General features: G+C 73.0%; 20 protein-coding genes. 13 read left to right on the top strand and 7 right to left on the bottom strand.

Annotated features, from left to right (window positions below; all coding sequences use genetic code 11):
* The first annotated feature begins 17 nt into the window (after nucleotides 1-17).
* From FRADC12_RS10390 to FRADC12_RS28265, 8 genes are all read left to right on the top strand, one after another.
* The gene (locus FRADC12_RS10390) at nucleotides 18-881 is read left to right on the top strand and encodes a type II secretion system F family protein (protein WP_232303717.1); all 864 of its coding nucleotides are present in this window, start codon (nucleotides 18-20) and stop codon (nucleotides 879-881) included.
* A 26-nt stretch (nucleotides 882-907) separates the two neighbouring features.
* Nucleotides 908-1162, top strand: a complete 255-nt coding sequence (locus tag FRADC12_RS10385) for a hypothetical protein (protein WP_045876495.1) — start codon at nucleotides 908-910, stop codon at nucleotides 1160-1162.
* On the top strand, nucleotides 1159-1575 hold the full coding sequence (locus FRADC12_RS34020; RefSeq protein ID WP_045876494.1) for a hypothetical protein: 417 nt from the start codon (nucleotides 1159-1161) through the stop codon (nucleotides 1573-1575). The genes FRADC12_RS10385 and FRADC12_RS34020 overlap by 4 nt, the downstream gene beginning before the upstream one ends.
* Nucleotides 1572-1994, top strand: coding sequence for a TadE/TadG family type IV pilus assembly protein (locus FRADC12_RS28275; RefSeq protein WP_052710812.1), 423 nt, complete (start codon nucleotides 1572-1574; stop codon nucleotides 1992-1994). Before FRADC12_RS34020 ends, FRADC12_RS28275 begins: the two co-directional genes overlap by 4 nt.
* 41 nt (nucleotides 1995-2035) lie before the next feature.
* On the top strand, nucleotides 2036-2467 hold the full coding sequence (locus tag FRADC12_RS10370; RefSeq protein WP_045876493.1) for a hypothetical protein: 432 nt from the start codon (nucleotides 2036-2038) through the stop codon (nucleotides 2465-2467).
* 24 nt (nucleotides 2468-2491) lie between these two features.
* Nucleotides 2492-5956, top strand: a complete 3465-nt coding sequence (locus tag FRADC12_RS10365; protein WP_157488778.1) for a hypothetical protein — start codon at nucleotides 2492-2494, stop codon at nucleotides 5954-5956.
* A 611-nt stretch (nucleotides 5957-6567) separates the two neighbouring features.
* Nucleotides 6568-7098: a hypothetical protein gene (locus FRADC12_RS28270; RefSeq protein WP_052710811.1), complete on the top strand. Its 531-nt coding sequence runs from the start codon at nucleotides 6568-6570 to the stop codon at nucleotides 7096-7098.
* The gene (locus tag FRADC12_RS28265; RefSeq protein WP_052710810.1) at nucleotides 7071-7991 is read left to right on the top strand and encodes a hypothetical protein; all 921 of its coding nucleotides are present in this window, start codon (nucleotides 7071-7073) and stop codon (nucleotides 7989-7991) included. The genes FRADC12_RS28270 and FRADC12_RS28265 overlap by 28 nt, the downstream gene beginning before the upstream one ends.
* 65 nt (nucleotides 7992-8056) lie before the next feature.
* Here the strand turns inward: FRADC12_RS28265 and FRADC12_RS10350 are convergent, their stop codons facing one another.
* The 6 genes from FRADC12_RS10350 to FRADC12_RS10325 form a co-directional block, all read right to left on the bottom strand.
* Entirely contained in the window at nucleotides 8057-9577 is a 1521-nt protein-coding gene (locus FRADC12_RS10350; RefSeq protein WP_045876491.1) for a putative type IV secretion/conjugal transfer ATPase, read from the bottom strand.
* On the bottom strand, nucleotides 9574-11301 hold the full coding sequence (locus FRADC12_RS31070; protein WP_045876490.1) for an SCO6880 family protein: 1728 nt from the start codon (nucleotides 11299-11301) through the stop codon (nucleotides 9574-9576). Before FRADC12_RS31070 ends, FRADC12_RS10350 begins: the two co-directional genes overlap by 4 nt.
* A complete protein-coding gene (locus tag FRADC12_RS10340; protein ID WP_052710809.1) occupies nucleotides 11298-12458 on the bottom strand; it encodes a hypothetical protein in 1161 nt (386 codons plus the stop codon). Before FRADC12_RS10340 ends, FRADC12_RS31070 begins: the two co-directional genes overlap by 4 nt.
* Nucleotides 12459-12686, bottom strand: coding sequence for a hypothetical protein (locus FRADC12_RS10335; RefSeq protein ID WP_045876489.1), 228 nt, complete (start codon nucleotides 12684-12686; stop codon nucleotides 12459-12461).
* The gene (locus tag FRADC12_RS10330) at nucleotides 12683-12943 is read right to left on the bottom strand and encodes a hypothetical protein (RefSeq protein WP_052710808.1); all 261 of its coding nucleotides are present in this window, start codon (nucleotides 12941-12943) and stop codon (nucleotides 12683-12685) included. The genes FRADC12_RS10335 and FRADC12_RS10330 overlap by 4 nt, the downstream gene beginning before the upstream one ends.
* A 358-nt stretch (nucleotides 12944-13301) precedes the next feature.
* Nucleotides 13302-13784, bottom strand: a complete 483-nt coding sequence (locus tag FRADC12_RS10325) for an NYN domain-containing protein (protein WP_045876488.1) — start codon at nucleotides 13782-13784, stop codon at nucleotides 13302-13304.
* A gap of 87 nt (nucleotides 13785-13871) precedes the next feature.
* Here FRADC12_RS10325 and FRADC12_RS33010 point away from each other — a divergent pair, with 87 nt between their 5' ends.
* Nucleotides 13872-14021, top strand: a complete 150-nt coding sequence (locus FRADC12_RS33010; RefSeq protein WP_232303716.1) for a TIGR03746 family integrating conjugative element protein — start codon at nucleotides 13872-13874, stop codon at nucleotides 14019-14021.
* Between the two features lie 206 nt (nucleotides 14022-14227).
* Here FRADC12_RS33010 and FRADC12_RS28260 read toward each other — a convergent pair whose 3' ends face one another.
* Complete coding sequence (locus FRADC12_RS28260) at nucleotides 14228-15559, bottom strand: hypothetical protein (protein WP_052710807.1); 1332 nt, start codon at nucleotides 15557-15559, stop codon at nucleotides 14228-14230.
* A 363-nt stretch (nucleotides 15560-15922) separates the two neighbouring features.
* Here FRADC12_RS28260 and FRADC12_RS10315 point away from each other — a divergent pair, with 363 nt between their 5' ends.
* From FRADC12_RS10315 to FRADC12_RS10300, 4 genes are read left to right on the top strand one after another with little or no spacing between them, the layout of a single operon-like run.
* Nucleotides 15923-16354, top strand: coding sequence for a hypothetical protein (locus FRADC12_RS10315; protein WP_198152776.1), 432 nt, complete (start codon nucleotides 15923-15925; stop codon nucleotides 16352-16354).
* Nucleotides 16355-16406: 52 nt separating this feature from the next.
* Entirely contained in the window at nucleotides 16407-17771 is a 1365-nt protein-coding gene (locus FRADC12_RS10310; protein WP_045875782.1) for a DDE-type integrase/transposase/recombinase, read from the top strand.
* Complete coding sequence (locus FRADC12_RS10305; protein ID WP_045875783.1) at nucleotides 17768-17989, top strand: hypothetical protein; 222 nt, start codon at nucleotides 17768-17770, stop codon at nucleotides 17987-17989. Before FRADC12_RS10310 ends, FRADC12_RS10305 begins: the two co-directional genes overlap by 4 nt.
* The gene (locus tag FRADC12_RS10300) at nucleotides 17986-18801 is read left to right on the top strand and encodes an ExeA family protein (RefSeq protein ID WP_045875784.1); all 816 of its coding nucleotides are present in this window, start codon (nucleotides 17986-17988) and stop codon (nucleotides 18799-18801) included. The genes FRADC12_RS10305 and FRADC12_RS10300 overlap by 4 nt, the downstream gene beginning before the upstream one ends.
* The last annotated feature ends 93 nt before the right edge of the window (nucleotides 18802-18894 follow it).

The raw sequence follows: 18894 nt of genomic DNA, 5'->3' as shown, positions 1-18894 counted from the left end.
GGCGTGGGTGCGGTGGCGTGGTGAGTGGCGTCCCCGCGTCCGGGCTGCTGACCGGTCTCGCGGGCGGCTGCGCCGGGCTGGGCCTGTTCGTCGCCGCGCGGGCCGCGCTCTCGGGACTCCCGAGGCCGGCCCGGGCGGCGCTGTGGGCGCGGGCGGGTGGGGCGTGGCTGAACGGCCAGGTCACCTCGGCGGCCGGGCCGACGCGGGCGCGCCGGCTGCTGCTCGCCGAGGACCTGGCGATCGCCGGCCGCGACGACGCCGTCCACACCGCCGCCCGCCTTGGCGCCGCCCTCGCCCTAGCCATCGTCGCCGCGACGGGGACCGCTGCCGCTCTGCCCGGCCCGGCGGCGCTCGTCACCGTGCCGCTGGGCGCGCTCGTGGGGGTCGCGCTGGTCGACCGGCCGGTCCGCCAGCTCGCCACCCGCCGCCGCCAGGAGGCCCGCCTCGCGGTCGCCGTCTACCTGGAACTCACCCGCGTCCTGCTCGCCAGCGGCCTGCCGCTGCACGCCGTGCTGCGCCTGGCCGCGGACGCCGGCCACGGCTGGGCCTTCGAACAGATCCGGCACGCCCTCACCAGCGCCGCCGCCCGCCAGCAGCCCCCCGACACCGGCCTCGACGCCCTCGCGGCCCGGATACCGCTCGCCGAATGGCGGGAGCTACGGCTGACCGTCACCTCCGCGCTGCGCGGCGCGTCCCCCGTCGAGGCGATGGACTCCAAAGCCATCCACCTGCGCGCCGCCGAAGCCGCCGCCGCCCGCGCGGACGCCGCGAGAGCCGACGCCGAGCTGGAACTGCCCGCGGCCGCTGTCGCGCTGGTGTTCGTCGCGTTCCTGACCTACCCGCTACTCGCAGCCCTGTCCTCCACCGGTCTCACCCCCTGAACGTCCTCGCGACAAGGAGCACCGCGATGCGCCGACTGGCCCTTTACCTCACCCTCACCGGCCTGTGGCTGACCGCCCTACCCGCCCGGGCCGCCGCGCAGGCTACGGCTGCCGCGCGGCGCCTCACCCGCGATGACCGGGGCGAAAGCCCACTGACCATGGCGGTCATCGCGCTCGGCACGATCGCGATGGCCATCGCCGTCGTCGCGATCCTCCGCGCGAAGGCCGAAGGTGCCGCGAACAGCATTTGCACCTCAACCGACGGGACCACCTGCCGATGAGTCCCCACCCCGGCGGCCCCCGCCCCGGCCGGCGCCGGCCGGGCGGGCGCCGGGACCGGGGAGCGGGCGCGGTCGAGCTGGCCGTGGTCATGGGCGCGGTCCTCGCCCTGTTCGCACTGATCCTGCTGGTCGGGATGCGCTGGCTGGCCGCCCAGGGCGCCGACGCCGCCGCCCAGCGAGCCCTCGAGACCGCCCAGGCAGACGGCGGGACCGATGCCGCCGCCAGCCATGTCGCCACCGGCATCGCCCGCTCCAGCGGCGCCATCACCACCGTGCACACCACCGTGACCCGGACCGCCGCGACGGTCACCGTCGACGTCACCGTCACCGCCCTGCTCGGCGGCGCGGTCACCCGGACCGCGACCGGCCCGACGATCCGCTTCCTGCCCGACGCCGGGACCAGCGCCCGATGAGCCATGCCGCCCCGCGCACACCGCCCGGCCAGGATCGGGGGTCATACGCCCTCGAGTTCGCCTTCGCGCTGCCCGTGCTGCTGCTCGCGCTGCTCGTCGTCGCCGGCGCCACCCTCGACGCGACCGCCTCCGCCCAGGTCGGCCGGGCCGCCCGACAGGCCGCCCGCGCCGCCTCCCTCGCGACCACCCCCAGCGACGTGACGGCCATCGCCGACGCGACTGCCCGGGGCAACCTGCGCGCCGGCCTGTGCCACACCACCGGCGTCGACACCGCGATCTCGACGACCGGTGAGCTCACCGTCGTCACCGTCGTCGTGCGCTGCCAGTTCGACGTCCTCGTCGCCAGCCGGACTGCCCAGGCCAGCGGCGACGCGGTCCTCGACCACTACCGCTCCGACCCCACCCTCACCACACCATGACTCCCCGGCACCGTCGGCCCGCATACGTGCCACGGCGGCCCATGAGCCCGGCGAGTGACGACCGCCCGTCCCCGGCGGCCGGCGATCAGGGGACGGTCAGCGCGACGCTGGCGGTCCTGTTCGCCGGCGCGCTGCTACTCGCCGGCCTGATCTTCGACGCCGGCCGGACCCTGGACGCCGCCGGCCACGCCTCCGACCTCGCCGCCGGCGCGGCCCGCGCCGGCGCCCAGGCCCTCGACGAAACCAGCCTGCGCACCGGCACTCCCACCCTCGACCCCACCCGAGCGAGTACTGACGCCCGCGCCTACCTCGCCCGCCACCCCGAAGCCCAGCCCACCGCGATCGACATCAACGGGCTGACCGTCACGGTCACCGTCACCGAAACCGTCGACTACCGCCTCCTCGCCCTCACCGGCCACACCCAGGCCACCGTCACCCAGACCCGCACCGCCACCGCCACCACCGGCCCCTGACCCCCACCCCAGGAAGGCAGGCCCATGCCCCCGCGGGCCACCAGACACCCAGCCACCCCACCCCGACGCGGCCCGGCGCCCGCCGCGGTCCGACCAGATCGCCGCACACGGCGAAGGCGAGCCGGCGAGGTCATCACCAGCCTGGCCGCGCTGGTCGCCCTGATCGCGTTTCTCGGCGGGGTGCCACTGCTGTTGTGGACGTGGCGCGGCTACCCGCTACCAACGACCTTCCAACCCGGCCGCTGGTGGCAGCTGCTCCTCGCCGGCTACATCCACCCCGACGTACTACCCAACGCCATCGCCACCGCCAGCTGGCTGCTCTGGGCTTGGCTCGCGCTCTGCCTCGCCTGGGAAGCCATCACCCAGATCGCCACCGCCAGCCGCCGGCCAGGCCCACGCACCACCGCCAGCCCGGGTCGCGGAGCGTCGACGGTAGGACGGCCGGCGATCACCGCGGGCCGTGGGCAGGGAGCAGGAGGGCACGGTGGCGCGCCGGCACCCCGGGCCGTTCGGCACGGCGCCGCCCGCTGGATCGCCACCGCCAGCGTCGCGATCACCCTGCTGTCCAGCCGCGCCGCGCTCGCCGCCACCCCCACCGGGCCGCCCGCCACCGGCCAGGCCATCGCCACTACCGCGGTTACCACCACCGGACCGCAGGATCTCGGCGATCTCAGCCTCGAGGACTGGTTCACCCTCGCCCCCACCGCGACGGCGACCGCGAGCGCGACGGGCGGAGCAGGCGCGGCGACGCCAACAGTCACGCTGCACCCTGCGACCGGGCGCTGCACCGTCGCACCGGGGCAGACACTCTGGTCAATCGCCGCCGACGCCTACCCAGACGCCACCCTCGCCCAGCTCCCCGCCGCCGTCGACGCCGTCTTCGCCGCGAACCTCGGAACCCCCGACCCGGCCGGTCGCCGCCTCGTCCACCCCAGCCTGATCAACCCCGGCATGGTCCTGACCCTGCCCACCATCGACCTCACCGCAACCGCACCGGCGGTCCCAGACCAGCCCGCGGGCGTCGCGAGCCGCCCAGATCCGGGGAACAGGACCACAACCGGACCCTCGGTGCTGTCACCGGTCACGAGCCCACCCGCGACGCCGGCCACGGTCTCACCGACGCCGCAGCTGACCCGTCCCCCCAGCCCGACGCCGGGTGTCTCGGCGTCGCCGGCCCAGTCGACCCCGGTCGCGCCACACACCCCCGAGCCGCCGACGAACACACCCAAGCCGACCGGCCAGCGCCCACCCGCGGGCCACACAGCCGACGGGCGGTACCGGTTCGCCCGAGCGCTGGCCGCCGGGCTCAGCGGAGGACTGCTCGCCGCCGCCGTGGTCGCCGCCGTCGCCTACCGGCGGCGACGCCGCGACGCCACCGTCACCCCGGACACCGCCCCGCCACCGCCGACCCCGGACGCCGCGGCCCTCCACACGGCCCTGCTCGCGACCACCTCGCAGCAGGACACCCAGCGGATCGACCATGCGCTGCGCGCGCTCGCGGATCTGCACACGGTCCCCGGCGGTGAGGGCGGGCCGCTGCCGCAGGTCGTGCTCGCCCGCTCGACGGGCACCCTCGACGTCTACCTGCGCGACCCGATCCCAGATCCTCCGCCACCCTGGGAAGCCGACGCCCACGGCCAGGTCTGGACACTGCCCACCGACGCGACGCTCCCCGACGTCGACACCGGGCTGCCCCCGCCGTGCCCGGCGTTCGTCCAGCTCGGCCACGAAACCGACGGCGCCGCCGTCTACGCCGACCTTGAAGCGCTCGGCACCCTCACCCTCGACACCGCTACCCACGGCCCGGCCGCGCTGCAGGACCTCGCTCGCGCCCTGCTCGCCACCCTTGCCCTGAGCCCGCTTGCCGTCGCCCCGACCATCCGAACCTACGGCCTACACCCCGACGGCCTCGCCGCCGAGGACCGCGTCCACCCCGCCGACAGCCTTGATGACCTGCTGACCGCGACGGCCGCCGAGATCGGCCAGCTGCGTGCCGACCTCGAAGCAGTCGCCCCCGAGGCGGACACCACCTTCGAAGCCCGCGCGACCACCCCCACCGACAACTGGGAACCCACGATCGCACTGATCGTCACCCCATCCGCCGACGACACCGAAAGCGACCAGCTCACCGACCTCGCGCTCCTCGCCACCCCCGGCGGCGGCCTCGCCGTCATCGGGCCCGCCACCTCCGACCACCAACCCCACTGGCGCCTCACCCTCCTCGACGGTCCCGCCAACCCGCCGTCGCCCACCGACGACCCTGCATCCGGCGCCCGCGACCCCGACCCGGACGACTTCGACGACGACGACCCGACCGGTGACAGAGGCGGGCTCGCCGCCGTCGCCGACCTACGGGAAACGGCGAACACGCCACGATGGCGCCTCGACCCGCTCGGCCTGGTGCTGACGCCCATCACGCTCGCCGCCGCCGAACTGAGGGCACTGTCCGACCTGCTCAGCGACGTCGCTCGCCCTCCCATCGCGGTCCCGGCGCTGCCCTCGACCCCATCGCCCAAGGAGACGGCACCCACCGGCCAAGCTCCGATGCGGCAGGACGAATCGCCGCAGCCCTGGATGCCCCTGCTGCCACCGGCACCAGGGGCAGTCATGCCCATGCCAGACGTCGCCCACCAGGAGGTGCTCGCGTCGGTCCCGGCCGAGCGGGCTGCCGACCAGACGCCGCCCTACCGCGAGCCCGACTGGCAGATCATGGCCCGGCTCTACGGGCCGCCAGCAGTCACCAGCCGCACCGGCAGACAACCCACTGGCGAACCCGGCCACCCCCGGATCCTCGAAGTACTCGCCTGGCTCACGACCCACCGCAACCACACCCGCGACGCCCTCGAGAACGCCCTCTGGGACACCCGGCCGGAACACCGCACCCTGAACAACAAACTCAGCCTGGTCCGCCGCCTCCTCGTCCAGCTCGCCGGCGAACACGCCCGCGCCTGGCTCCCGAACAGCCGCTCCGTCCTACGCCTCGACCTCGCCGTCACCACCGACCTCGCCCTGCTCGAACATCGCCTCGACTACGCACACGCCCACCGTTCCGACCCCGACAGCGCCATCCCCGTGCTCGACGCGGCTCTCGACCTGGTCATCGGCACCCCTGCGACCTACGGCTGGCTCGAAGCCGAGCTCGGCTCCGCTCTGACCGCTACCGCCGTCCGCGCCGCCCTCCTGCTCGCCGAACTCCACCTCGACCGCGACGAGTCCGGGAAGGCCCTTGCCGCGACCCGGCGTGGACTGGCGGTTCACCCCGCCCACCCCGGCCTGTTTGCGACCCGGCTGCGCGCCCACGCCGCGGCCGGCGACCTGGCCGCCGTCACCGCCGAATACCACTCCTACCTGCGCGCTGAACAGGCCGACCCCGACTCGACCGGCGACACCGACACCGACCTCGCTCACCTTCACCGGCAGCTCACCACCCGAACAGCCACCACAAGCGTCCGCTGGCTCGATCACAGTCGACGTGGCGTGCCACGTTGACCGAGGGCCGTGCACCGGACGTGACCCTTGGTCATCTCGGCACGGTGGATGGGTCCAGTTTCCGAACAGCCGACGTCGAGGCGATGCAGCAGCGCTGGCAGCGCTGGAGGCGTTGCCTGCCCAGAGATGGAATGCCTGTGGTACGACCATTTCGAGAATGCGCCAGCCCGAGCCGCCCGGACCGTTCATCTCGCCAGCCCATCGTTCGGCCGCCACCGGCGATCCCGAGCGGTAACGATCTGCCCGGGTGCCTTTGATCCGCTCGGCGGGTGAGACCGCGTTGACCTCGCGCTTTGCCCTATCGCCGCGCCGTAGCGGCCCTCGCAAATGCCGGGACGCACCGTATCCGGCCATGGCTGATTGGAGGTTCGATGCGTCGTCGCATCCCAGCCCAACGCCGCTCCTCGAATTCGGGACTGCGTGAGGTCGCGCGACCCGAGACGGGCTCGGGCCGAGCCGGATCGGAAAGGCGCCGGAACGGGACCTCGCGTCGCCCGCGAAGGGTGCCGCGTGGGCCGATCCGGATAGTTTTGACGGCCGCCACCCTCGGACTTTGCCTGGTTGCCTCGGCGTGCTCAGGCACCAGCAGCGCCGGTACCCCAATCCGAGCCGTGACAAGCAGCGGAGCCGCCTCGACGCCATCAGCGTCGCCAGCCGACCCCGCCGCCGAGGTCCGTGCGGCGGTCACCCTGGCCGAGAAACGCTACTTCGACGCCTACCGCGCCGCTGGCGCCGACCCATCTGACTCTGCGCTCGTCACGGCGTTGCGCTCTCTCTACACCGACCAGTCGGTCGTCGGCGACAACGTTCGCGGACGGATGGCCTTCTTCGCGCAGCACGGCTACGTCGTGCGCCCCGACCCGGCGTCGTATTACGTGATCGAGAGCATCACTGTCAACGCGCTCCCGCCCACCGGCCGGGCGGTTTCCGTCGACTGCGGCTGGGACACCGATCCAGTGATCGACGGCGTCCATCGCGCGCCAGACGGACGGGAGATCACCGTGAACAACACCCCCGGCGGGGGCCGTACACGAACTACCTGGCTAGAACAGGCCGATGGTTCCTGGAAGATCGGCGATGCGCTCGTACTCGACAGCTGGGAGGGAGTAAATCGGTGTCCTGCACGGCCCGGCGGGTCGTGACCGCGGCCGCTGCCAGCGTGATCGTCGCCGCGGTTCTGGCTGGTCACACGGTTCCCGCGCGGGCTGGTGATCCGGTCTCGCTTCGTTGGACGGACCGAGGCGGAAGCACGGCGGACGGCCATGTCGAGACCGACCAAGACCGCCAGCAACTGCTGTCGTCCGTCACGATCAACGATGGCGCCGCGCCGACCAGCGGCCCGCGAGGTTCGGCCGCTTCGGCACCGGTGTGTTTGTGGAAGCCCTGGGCGCAGGTCGCGGCGTCGATCGACGACCAACCGGGCGGCGGGATGAACGGCGGCCTCGACCAGACTGCCGCTGGTGGAACCAAAGCGGTCCTGTATGCGCGGGTGTGCGGCGACGGGACGGTCGCCGACTGGCAGTGGTTCGCGGTCCCGGACCGGGCAGCCTCACTCGCCGCGGCACGCGACGAGGTGCGCCGCCGACTGCCGCTACCCCGACCGGTGCTGTCGCCGGACCCGACTGTCGGCCTGGTCGTCAAGGTCGCGACCTGGTTCGCGGTACCCGCTTCGCAGTGGGTGCGGGTACAGGCGACCGCGACGGCGCTCGCGGCCACCGTCACGGTGACCGCGACCCCGGACACACTGGTGTACGACCCAGGCGACGGTTCCGCACCGGTCAGCTGCGCTGGCCCTGGTCCGGCCTTCGATCCGACCGTGCCGGCGCCGGTCGCCCCGCCGGCCTGCTCGTATACCTACCGGGACGCCTCGACCGCTGCGCCGGACAGGCACGCCTGGCCAGCGTCCCTGTCGGTCCGCTGGCAGGTCGGCTGGACCGCCAGCAACGGCCAGACCGGTGCGCTCGACCCGCTCGTGACCACAACGCCGATCACGGTCGTCGTCCACGAGTACCAGGCACTTGAGCAAGGCGGCTGACCGGAAATGCGGCCGGTGCTCGTACGCCTGCGTCATGCGTCGCAGGTAGGTCTGTTCTCCCGGCTTCAGGGGCCGCCGATCCGCGACCGGCCGGTCATGGCGGCGTCGGTGTCGGCGAAGGTCCATTCGTCGTCGGCGATGACGTGGTCGACCAGCGCGGTGTGGGAGCCGATCTGCCAGAGGGCGGTGAACGGAGGCAGCTGGCCGAGGAGGGCCGCCTGGCGGTGGGTCAGACCCATCTCGGCGAGGAGTCGCGCGACGTGTTCGGGGTTCTGGTGGAGGTAGACGCGCACGGATGTGGTGTTCAGCAGCCCCTCGGCCGTAGTAGCGCCGCCGGGGCTGGCGGCGGCACGGGTGCGTAGGTCGGCGATGGCGTGGGTGATCAGCATGTTGACCTGGCCGAACTGGCGACCGAGGCGCCATTGGTTGTGCAGGTGGCGGGCGATGGCGGGATCATCGAGGGCGATCCAGGCCTCGTCGACGATCGTGACTTTGTGGGCGGCGGGCTGGCCGTACATGACGGCCGAGAGCCAGCCGGTCGCGGCGGTGAGGACGAGTTTCAAGGTTCGGGGCTGGGTGAGCAGCGCGGACAGGTCGAGGATCAGGCCGGGGGCTGTATGCCAGGCGAGGCCAGGGGTGGTCGGGCCGTCGCAGATGCCGCGCAGGTCGTGTTCGAGCAGGGTGACCGTGGCGTCGAGGAGGGGGCGGCGGCGCTCAAGGAGCTCGTCGAGGGTGGTGTCGAGGTCGGCGGCGAACGCCTCGTCGGGCTGGGCGAGCAGGTGGCGGACGTCGTGCAGCGTTGGTGCGTTCGGGCCCGAGGCAGTCGCGCCGGGTCGGGCGGTGAGTCGGCGGGCGGTCTCGACGAGGAGGCGTTGCTGGCTGGGATCGAGGGCCGGACGGTCTAGGGCGACGGCGAGGAGGGTTTCCAGGACGGCGGCCCGCTGGGCGGCGACCGCGTCGACGTTGCTGTCCGCCCCGGCCATAGTCGCGGTTGTCGGTGTGCGGTGTTGGGAGTCGGGCTGGGGGCCTTTCGCTGGTGTGGGCGCGGCTGGTTGTCGAGCGACGGTGGACTGGGCGCGGGTGGTCTCCGTGGGAGGGGTGCGCGCGCCGTTGGGTTCTTGTTCGCGGTGGCCGGTGTCGAGGGGGTTGACGCGCAGGGTGCCGCCGGGGGTGAGGCGTAGGACGGCGTAGCCGAGGTGGTGGCCGAGGGTGGTCCATTCTCCTTTGGGGTCGATGACCGCGGTCCAGCGTGCCCGGCCACCGGTGACGGTGGTCAGGGCGGTGGTGCGGTGCAGGTAGGCCTTGGCCAGAGCGCTCTTGCCGTGGGCGCCGGCCCCGGAGATGAGCATGTTGGGGCCTTGGATGAGGCCGGCTTCGTAGGCGTCGATGAGGTCGAAGTGGAACGGGCCGCCGGCGAGGCGGTCGGCGCCGAGCAGCGGCCCGGCGTGGCCGGCGCTGGTCGCGATCGCCAGTGGGCTCAGGGTGCACAGGTGGGCGGTGGTGGCGACCTGCCAGGGCAGGGTCACCGGCACGACTGGCCTGTTGTGGGTGCGTCGGAGCCGGCGGGTGGGGTGGCGTCGGGTCATCGTTCGGCTCCGGGGTGGGCGGGGCGGATGGTCAGGCCGAGGGGGAGGACGGCGGGTAGGGCGTGGTGGTGGCGGCCGTGCAGGGGTCGCAGGTCGGTGATGCCGGCGCGCGCGGCGAGGTCGGCGAGTTCGCCGGTGGCGGCGTCGAGGGTGTGGTGGTCGGGGGCGGTGAGGTCGAGCAGGGCGAGGTAGGCGAGTTCGGGGTGGCCGGCGGTGATCTCGGCGTCGCGTTGGCGGATGTCGTCGTGGGCGCGGGCGAGGTGGTCGGGGACGCGGACGGCGTGGCGGTCGCGGATCTGTAGCGCGAGGTCGACGGCGGCGGTGTCGTGGTTGAGCCGTCGGCGCGAGGCCCGCGTCGACAGGGGAGCGAACGCGACCGTCAACGTCCTCGCGCCAGGGGTTTCGTGCAGTAGCGGATCAAGCCAGCCGGGGGCCAGCGGCCCGGTGGGCCAGGTGGCGACGGAGAAGACGCGGTGCCAGGTCTCGCCCGTCTGGACCGCGTCCCAGCGCACGCGTCGCCTGTCGTGACCGGCGGCCGGGGCGGTGGTCAGGGCGCCGGGGAGGCCGGCGCGGGCGGCAAGGCCGACCGGTTCCCGCGGGTTCTGGGGTCGGCGGAACGGAGCTGGGTCGGTCTGGCGGGTGAGGTCGGCGGTGAGCTGGGCGGCGGTCAGCGCGCCGTGGATGGTCAGTCCGGCGTCGGCGGCGCGGGCGGCGAGTGACGCCGCGGCCTCGAAGCCGACCTGCTCGGGGCGGCCGCTGTGTCCGGCGCGACGCTGACCGCGGCGTGGATCGATGGTGATCCAGAGGCGGAGGTCGTGCTGCTGCAGCTGGGTGGCGGCGAGCAGCCGGGTATAGGACGCGACCGCCGCAGCGCCTCCGGCTGAGGGTGCGGCATCGGTCGGGGTCCGCGTGGGCCTGGCCGCCGGCGGAAGGCGGCCGGCGGGTTGTGCCGCCGGGTGGTTGCCGGTCGTGTCGGCCCGCGCCCTGGTCGGTGCCGATCTGGCCCTGGGCTCGGCGCCCCGCGGGTGCGTCACGGGTCTGGTGGGCTGCAGCCTGTTGGGGTGGGTCTCCTGGGTGTGCAGGGTCCAGCCGAACGCGACGACGCCCGGGGTGCGGGCGGTCTGGGCCAGCACCCGGGACCAGGCCGCCAGCGCCCGGTGTTGGTCGCCGGCGTCCAGGAGCGTGAACGGGCCGCCCCGAACCTCGAGGACGACCGTGACCGCGCCCCCAGCCCGGTGGCGGATCACCACCGGCGGACCGTCGCCGCTCGTGGGTAGCAGTCCGCGCGGCCCGTCGAGCAGTTCGACGTCACGCAGGTCCACACCCGCCAGCCGACCGTCCTGCGGCCAGCCGGTGCCGCCCGCCGCCGGCGACGTTGCCAACGACGGGCGGTGTCTTTGGCGGCACGCCCGTCCGTGCGGGCTGGCCGGCGGCCGGTCCGAACGGGTGGGCCTGCGCGGCCGGCAGTGGGTGAGGGCGTAGCGGGCCAACAGCGGCAGCAGCTGGTGCAGTGGCTCGCCGTCGATGCGGACGACCGCGAGCAGCACCGACCCGACCATGCCGGTAGCACCGAGGAGCAGCCCGGCCTGCCCGCGAACGGTCAAGGCCGCGACTGCCAGCAGTGTCACCCCGGAACCAGCCAGGGCCAGTTGGGCGACGGTCAGCCCGTAGAACCCAGTCCCGGCCCGCTGCGGCGGCAGCCGGTAGATCGGCCCGTCACTCATCTGTTGCGCCTCCGGCTGGCGGCGCCGCCTGGGTCGCCGGGGCGGCGCGGCCGCTGCCTGTCTGTCCGTGGGCGCTCAGACGCTGGCGGGGCGGCGGATTCGGGATCGGGACGTCGGCCCTGTGCTGGCCGGGCCGCGGGTGGCGGCGGCAGGCGGCGTGGGAGGCCGAGACCCGTGGGCGCGGCGCCCTGGCCCGCCGGCTGGCCGGCTTGTTGCCCACTACGGCGTCCGCCGCCGGGCAGACCGCCGCGTCCGCCGCCGGTCAGGAAACGGCTGTAGTACGCGAGCTGGGCAGACTGCTGCGCCGCCCGGAACGGCGCCCGCGTCACTCCCTGTGCGAGCGCGTACGCCTCGACGAGCGGCATGAGGCGCCACACGACGAACGGCATGAACCCGGCCACGACCAGCACCGTCAACCCGGTCAGGTAGCGGCCCCAGTCGGTCGCGACGAGATCGCCTGGTTGGTGGTCGTGAAGCTGGTCGATCCCGATCCGCAACGCGACGTAGATCGCCGGTTTGGAGAGCACCACGGCCGCCGCGAGCTTGACGGCCTCGCCCGCCGCCGCCCGCGCCGCCGGCATCACGGATCCGGCGAAGCTCAGCGGCGCGAGCGCGACGACGACGAGCACGAGCCCGTCACGGACGACGAGTTCCATCGCGACCAACACTCCGGCGCCGAACGCGACCAGGGTCAGCATCAGTCCCGCGACGTCGAGTGTCGGCGGCGTCGCCATCGCATCGGCAAGCTGGGTGCCCTGGGAGGCCGGCAGAACCGCGTTCGACAGCACGTCGGCGAGGGTCAGCATCTGGTCGACCAGCCACGGGAACCCGCCGATCGCGAGGACCGCGACCGGCACCTGGCGGCCGAGCCGGGCGAACGCCTGCCCCGGCTCGCCCGACACCACCCCCTGGATCACTCCGACCACCAACGTCCCGACCAGCAGGACCGTGGAGAACATCGCGACCGTGTGATAGGCCCCGTCGCCCGCGACGAAGCTCGCCGCGGTCACCGGCGGCCGCGTCGACCCGGTGAACACCGCGCCCAGCAGATCATGCAACCGGTCGCCGAAAGACTTCACAAACACGGCGACCAGCGCCGACACCAGCGTCTTGGCCCCGTCGGACGGCAGGTCGAGCAGATGCAGCGGATTCGGCATTCAACTCACCCCACCCACGGTGAGGACCAGGACCGGCGGTGGCACCGAACGCACTACCGCCGGCCCCGGCGGGCACACCCGATCCGGCACCGGGCGGACCAGCCGCCAGACCATCACCGCGCACAGGCCTACCGCGACGAGCAGCACGGCGGCCGCGGCCCAGCTGGCCAGCCGCGACCGCCAACCGCCTCCGCCTGGTAGGGATGGCCGGTCTCGCAGGGTGCTCATCGGCTGAGCCAGCCGATCAGCGACGGCGCCAGCAGAATCAGCACCGCCCCACCGCCACCGCCCAGGACCATCGCCAGGCCCCGGCCTGAGGCCTGCCCGGCGCCGGTGGCCCGGCCCACCCCGAGCGCTGCCCCACCGATGACGACCGATCCGATGCAGCACGCCAAGCCGACCTGCGACGCCACATCCAGCAACGTCTGGATCTTGTCCTGCCCTGGCATGTCCTGCCAGCCTGGATGCACCACGATCCCCGGCACCCCACCTCCTGGCACCGGACTTGCCGGAGACGGGGACACCGCGGCCCGCGCGGGCGAATCCGAACCGCCGACCATCAGCAGCAATGCCGCGCCCGCCGCCGCGGCCAGGCGACGGGCCCGACGCCACCACACCCCGACCCGCTGCCACCATCTTTTGGGAGCCATCGCGTACCTCCGGACGTAGAAAGGTCTCTACTTCCGCAGTGCGAATTTCGACCCTCCAACCGGAAGCCATTGCCGAAAAGCTTTCACCGCCGAGGGGCGCACCCGTTCGCCGACGCGGCAGCACCCCCGGTTGCCGGCCGTCGCACAATCATGAGAGGGCCGCTCGTCCCCATCTGTCGCCGGAATCGCGGGGTCATGGAGGAGGCGAGCGCGGCAGGTGGTGACGGTCGAGTATTGCGGTTGCGAGGCGTTGGCCGACTCCGATCCCGAGGCCGGCGAGAAGCGCGGACATCGGTCCGGGAAATGCGGAGGACACTGTTGGCCTGGCCTCCGGGCGGGCCGGGGAGGTCGCTGTGGTGCCATGCGTGGGGGTGGGTTCCCGCGGCGCTGTGGGGGCAGGCTCGGTGGGTGCGCCGGTGGTTGGGTACGGCAGGCGTCGTACTCGGGTCGCGGCCTTTTCCAAGGCGCGTGCCACCGGCTGGTTCTCCCAGGCGATGACTTCCAGGTCGCCGAGCTTGGCCAGGTCCGCGAACTGGCGGTCGGCGGAGGCAACGGTGAAGGTCCGCCCGCCGCGTTCGTGGATGTAGCGGGCGTGCTGGAGCAGGGCGTCGTCGGCGGCGTCGGGTTTGGCCGGTACGGGCCAGGGCGCGACGCCGAGCTCGGCGAGAAGGGACATGAGAGCGTCGGGGGCGGGTTGTTGGCGGGCCTAGCAGGCGACGCTGTGGTGGACAGGGCCGGCGGCCTCTAGAAGTCGCGCGACGCGGTGGCGTACGAGATCGGGGCGCGGTCGTACGGAGCCGACGACGTTCTCCACGTCGATGAGCAGGACGCGGTCGTCTGGTTGCATACGGCAATGGTCGCCGCGGCACCGGCCTCGTGCGGCGCGTTCTCGCAAGTCGATCCGGGCTCGTGACGGTTCCGCTGCCCCGGCCCAGACGGCCTGCCGATCACCGGCTCTCTCGGGCCTGTCTCTCGCCCGTTGGGGCCGGCGATGACCCACCTCGCCCGAGCATTCGTTCGTTCATCGCTGTCTGAGATGTATGGATGGATCGGGTTGTGCCGGCCGGGTACTGCCTCTGCCCTGTGGCGCCGCAGGTCAGGTTCGGGGTCGCTGGCCGGTCATGGGCCTGTGTCGAAGGTCGGACCGTCGGGCGGGGGTGCGGTCGGGTCTTCAGTTGGGGTTTGGGGCGGGGTGGTGATGTCTGGGCCGGGCGGGTTGGGCGGTGAGGAGCTGGTCGGGCGGCCGGGCGTGTGCCGCGTGAAGGCCGTGTCGAGGGCGGCGAGGTCGTGGGGGGCGTGGATCGCAGTGAGAGCGGCGGTGACGTGCTTGGGCTGGTCGGGGATCGTGGCGAGCCACGGGCGGCAGGCGAGGGCCGTGGCGAGGGTGTCGTGGTGCTGGCGCATGGCGGTGTGGAATGCCGCGGCGGCGACTTCGAGGTGGCCGTGGACGGGGTCGTCGATGTGGATCGTGTCGCCGGTGTAACGCAGTCGCGGTGTCTGGGTGGTGCTGCTCGCGGCGGGTGGGGTTTCGGCGGGTGGGGTGGCGTTTTCGGAGATGAGGATGGGTGTGGTGTCGGTGACGGTGAGAGAGGGGCGGAGATAGCGGGCGGAACTGGGGAAGGTGACGCCGGCGCCGAGGGGTGTGTCGATGACGAAGGACATTTCGCGAGTCGTGGCGAGGATTTCGCCGGGTTGTGGGGAGAGGTTCGCGAGGGCGCGGGCTTCGAGGAGGGCCTCGACGGTAGGCCAGGCGGTGCCGCGGAGCGGGGTGACGTCGTCGAGGGGGATGCGTTGCGGGGGTAGGGCGCCGTCGTGGGGCTGGATCTCGTAGGTGAGGTGGTGTTCGTCGTCGTGGAAGGCGCGCAGGACGGTGCCGACGGTGAATCGGGGGTCGTCGATGGTGGCGACGAGCGCGCCGGTGGTCATGAGGGGTTCGTCGGGGTTGATGTTGGTGTCAGGGCCGGCGAGGGTGGGAGTGACGTGGTGGGCAGGGGTGCGTAGTGCCCAGGTGGGGTGGGTGAACCAGGGGTGGCCGGGGAGGTCTGCGAGGTCGGGGCGCCACAGGTAGGCCGGACCGGTGGGCTCGTCGGCTACGGCGAGGATCCGTCCGGTGGTGGTCTGGCGCGGGTCTCCGTGGTGGACGGCGATCCGTGTGCCGGGGGCGTAGGGGCGTTCTCGCGGGCGGAACATGGTCTCGGTGAGGCGTTCGACGTGATCGGTCCAGAACGTGTGCTGCCGAGCGGTGAGGGTGTTGTCCCTGCGGGCGCGGATGAAGACACCGGCGACGACGTTGCGGATCGCGTCGTCGCTGGTCAGCGCCGCCAGGTCGGGTAGGCCGATCATCAGGCCGGAGAACATCAACGCCGGTGTCGGGCCGGCGGAGGTGTCGCTGACGCGGAAGTAGGCGGCGACGGTCGACGCGGTTTCGCCGCCGAACAGGTCGATTGTCACGCGTCGTTCTAGGTGGGCACGGCGAGGCGGGTCGGCGCCATCGTGCGTGGGCATGTGCCAACTGTGATCTTGTGGTGGGTTTCTTGTTGGTGCGCGACGACAGGGTGAGCACGTCGGAAATGGCGACGGCCCTCCCCTGATCACCTTGGCCGGTTCGGGGAGGGCCGTGCGAGGCGCGCGGAGGCGCTGGTGTTCACCGTAGACGTGGATCTGGTCGAGGTCGAACGGCGGTTGGCGGTGGGTGGCTTGACCTGTCCGGGGTGCGGGAGTGGTCTGGCTGGCTGGGGGTGGGCGCGGGTGCGCCGGGTGCGGGGGATCGACGGGGAGATCCGGCCGCGGCGGGGGCGGTGTTCGGGCTGTCTGGTGACGCATGTGCTGCTGCCGGTGTCGTGCCTGGCGCGGCGGGCGGACGCGGTGGCGGTGATCGGTGAGGCGGTCGGGCTCGCGGCCGGGGGGATGGGGGTGCGCCGGGTCGCGGCGGCGGTTGGCCGGGCGCCCTCGACAGTGCGGGGCTGGCTTGGCCGGCTGACCGGGCGGGCGCCGCGGCTGCGGGCGGCGCTGGCGGTGCGGCTGCGGGCGGTGGCCGTCGACCCCCGGGTCCTGGAGATCGGCGGTGGGCTGTTCGCGGGTCTGGTGGCGCTGGTCGTCGCGGTACGCGACGCGGCGGCGGGCCGCTGGGCGGTGCCCACGTTGTCGGCCTGGGAGTTGGTGTCGTTCGTGACGGCCGGCGGTCTGCTTCTGCCTGCGTTCGCCCCCGAGTCGATCAACACGGGTCCGCGTCTGCCCACCTGGTGATCGTTCCGCAAGGCTGTTGATGTTGCTGTCAACCGTCTTGTGGAGGTGGTGGATGTCGGTGTCGGACGCCGAGATGGCGCGGCGGGCGGAGCGGGCGCGTGCGGTGGGCCTGTTCCGCTACGGGCTGGTGCGGGAGGCGGCGGACCCGGGGCTCTCGGCGCGGGCGCGGGGCCGGCTGGTGCGCCAGTTGGCGGCTGGGGAGCATGCCGGGCCGGACGGGACGCCGGTGCGGGTGTCGCGCAAGACGCTTGACCGGTGGATCCGGGCGTGGCGGGTCGGGGGGTTCGACGCGCTGGTGCCCGCGCCCAGGCGGGTGGAGGCGCGCACCCCGGCCGAGGTGTTGGCGTTGGCCGCCGCGCTCAAGCGGGAGAACCCGGCGCGCACCGCGGCGCAGGTCGGGCGGCTACTGCGCGCGAGTTCGGGGTGGGCGCCGTCGGACCGCACGCTGCAGCGGCATTTCGAAGCCCTGGAGCTCAATACCCGGCCCGACGGGACGGCGCCGGCGGCGTTCGGCCGGTTCGAGGCCGATCGTCCCAACGACCTGTGGATCGGGGATGCGTTGCACGGGCCGCCGGTCGCCGGCCGCAAGACCTACCTTTTCGCTTTCATTGACGACCGTTCCAGGGCGCTGGTGGGCTACCGGTTCGGCTATGCCGAGGACTCCGTCCGTCTCGCGGTAGCGTTGCGGTGGGCGCTGGCCTCGCGCGGTGTTCCCGCCGCTGTCTACGTGGATAACGGCTCGGCGTTCGTGGACGCGGCGCTGCGCCGGGCCTGCGCAGTCCTCGGGATCAGACTCATACATTCCACCCCGGGCCGGCCCGAGGGCCGGGGGAAAATCGAACGTTTCTTCGAGACTGTTCGGGGCGAGTTCCTCGTCGAGATCGCCCCGGTCGGCACCCATGTGTTCGGTGACCTGTCGGCGTTGAACAACGCGTTCACCGCCTGGGTGGAGACGGTCTATCACCGCCGGGTGCATTCCGAAACACAGATGGCGCCGCTGGCCCGCTTCGAGGCCGGCGGCCCGTTCACCCATCCCAGCGACGCCGCCCTGGCCGAGGCGTTCAAGTGGGAGGAACACCGCAAGGTCCGCAAGACCGCGACGATCTCCCTGCACGGCAACACCTACCAGGTCGAACCGCACCTCGTCGGGCGCACCGTCGCCGCCGTCTACGACCCGTTCGACCTGTCACACGTCGAGATCCGCTGGCAGGGCCGCCCCGCCGGGGTCGCGATCCCCGCCGTGATCGGCCGCCACGCGCACCCGAAAGCCCGCCCCGAGACCCCGCCCACCCCACCACCGGCGGCGACCGGCATCGACTACGTCGACCTGCTCACCGCCGCCCACGACACCGAGCTCGCCGCCGCGACCATCAGCTACGCGGCGGCCACCGCCCCCACCGGCCAGGACACCCCGTGACCGGCGCCCACCTCGACGACGCCCTCGCCCTCGCGCACCGCGCCGCCGACCTCGCCCACGCCGCCGCCACCCTCGCCGACCCCTACCACACCGACGACCAGCTCCTCATCGCCGAAACCGTCCTGACCACCGCCCTCGCCGTCGAACGCCTCGCCACCACCCTCATCGACCAGTGCATCGAGGACCCAAACCCCGACCAGGAAGGACCCAGCCGGTGAGCATCGACCGGATGCAGGCCCACTACGGCTTCACCCGCATGCCCTTCGGCCGCGACCTACCCATCTCCGCGCTGCACCGCCACCGCGCCCACAACGAGGCCGTCGCCCGTATCGGCTGGCTCATCCACACCCACGGCCTCGGCGTACTCACCGGCGAGGTCGGCGCCGGCAAGACCGCCGCCACCCGCGCCGCCACCGCCACCCTCGACCCGTCGCGGAACACCGTCGTCTACCTGCCCAACCCCGCCGTCGGCGTCCGCGGCATCCACAACGCCATCGTCACCGCCCTCGGCGTCACCCCCCGCTTCCACCACGCCACCCTCGTCCCCCAGACCGCCGACGCCCTCGCCGCCGAAACCACCGAACGCGGCCGCCACGTCATCCTGATCATCGACGAGGCCCACCTCCTCGACACCACCCAACTCGAGGCCGTCCGCATGATCACCAACGCCGACATGGACTCCGCAAGCCCCCTGACCTGCCTCCTGATCGGCCAGCCCACCCTGCGGCGCCGCCTCAAACTCGGCGACATGGCCGCCCTCGACCAGCGCATCACCCTGCGCTACACCATGCCCGGCCTCGACCCCGACGAGACCCGCGCCTACATCACCCACCACGTCCGCTTCGCCGGCCGCTCCGACACCCTGTTCTCCGACGACGCCATCGACCTCATCCACACCACCGCCCGCGGCCTGCCCCGCGCCGTCAACAACCTCGCCATCCAAGCCCTCATCGCCACCTACGCCCAGAACAAGACCATCGTCGACCACGCCGCCGCCCGCACCGCCATCACCGAGGTCACCACCGAATGATCACAAAGGCGGCGACAAGCTGAGCACCACGACGACAACCCGAGCACCAAGGCCCCGCCGGCACCCCGCCGACGGGGCCTTCCTCATCCAAGA

This window comes from Pseudofrankia sp. DC12, from assembly GCF_000966285.1.
Lineage (GTDB): Bacteria > Actinomycetota > Actinomycetes > Frankiales > Frankiaceae > Pseudofrankia.
Note: the sequence above shows the minus strand (reverse complement) of the source record. Positions and strands in the feature narration are given on the sequence as shown.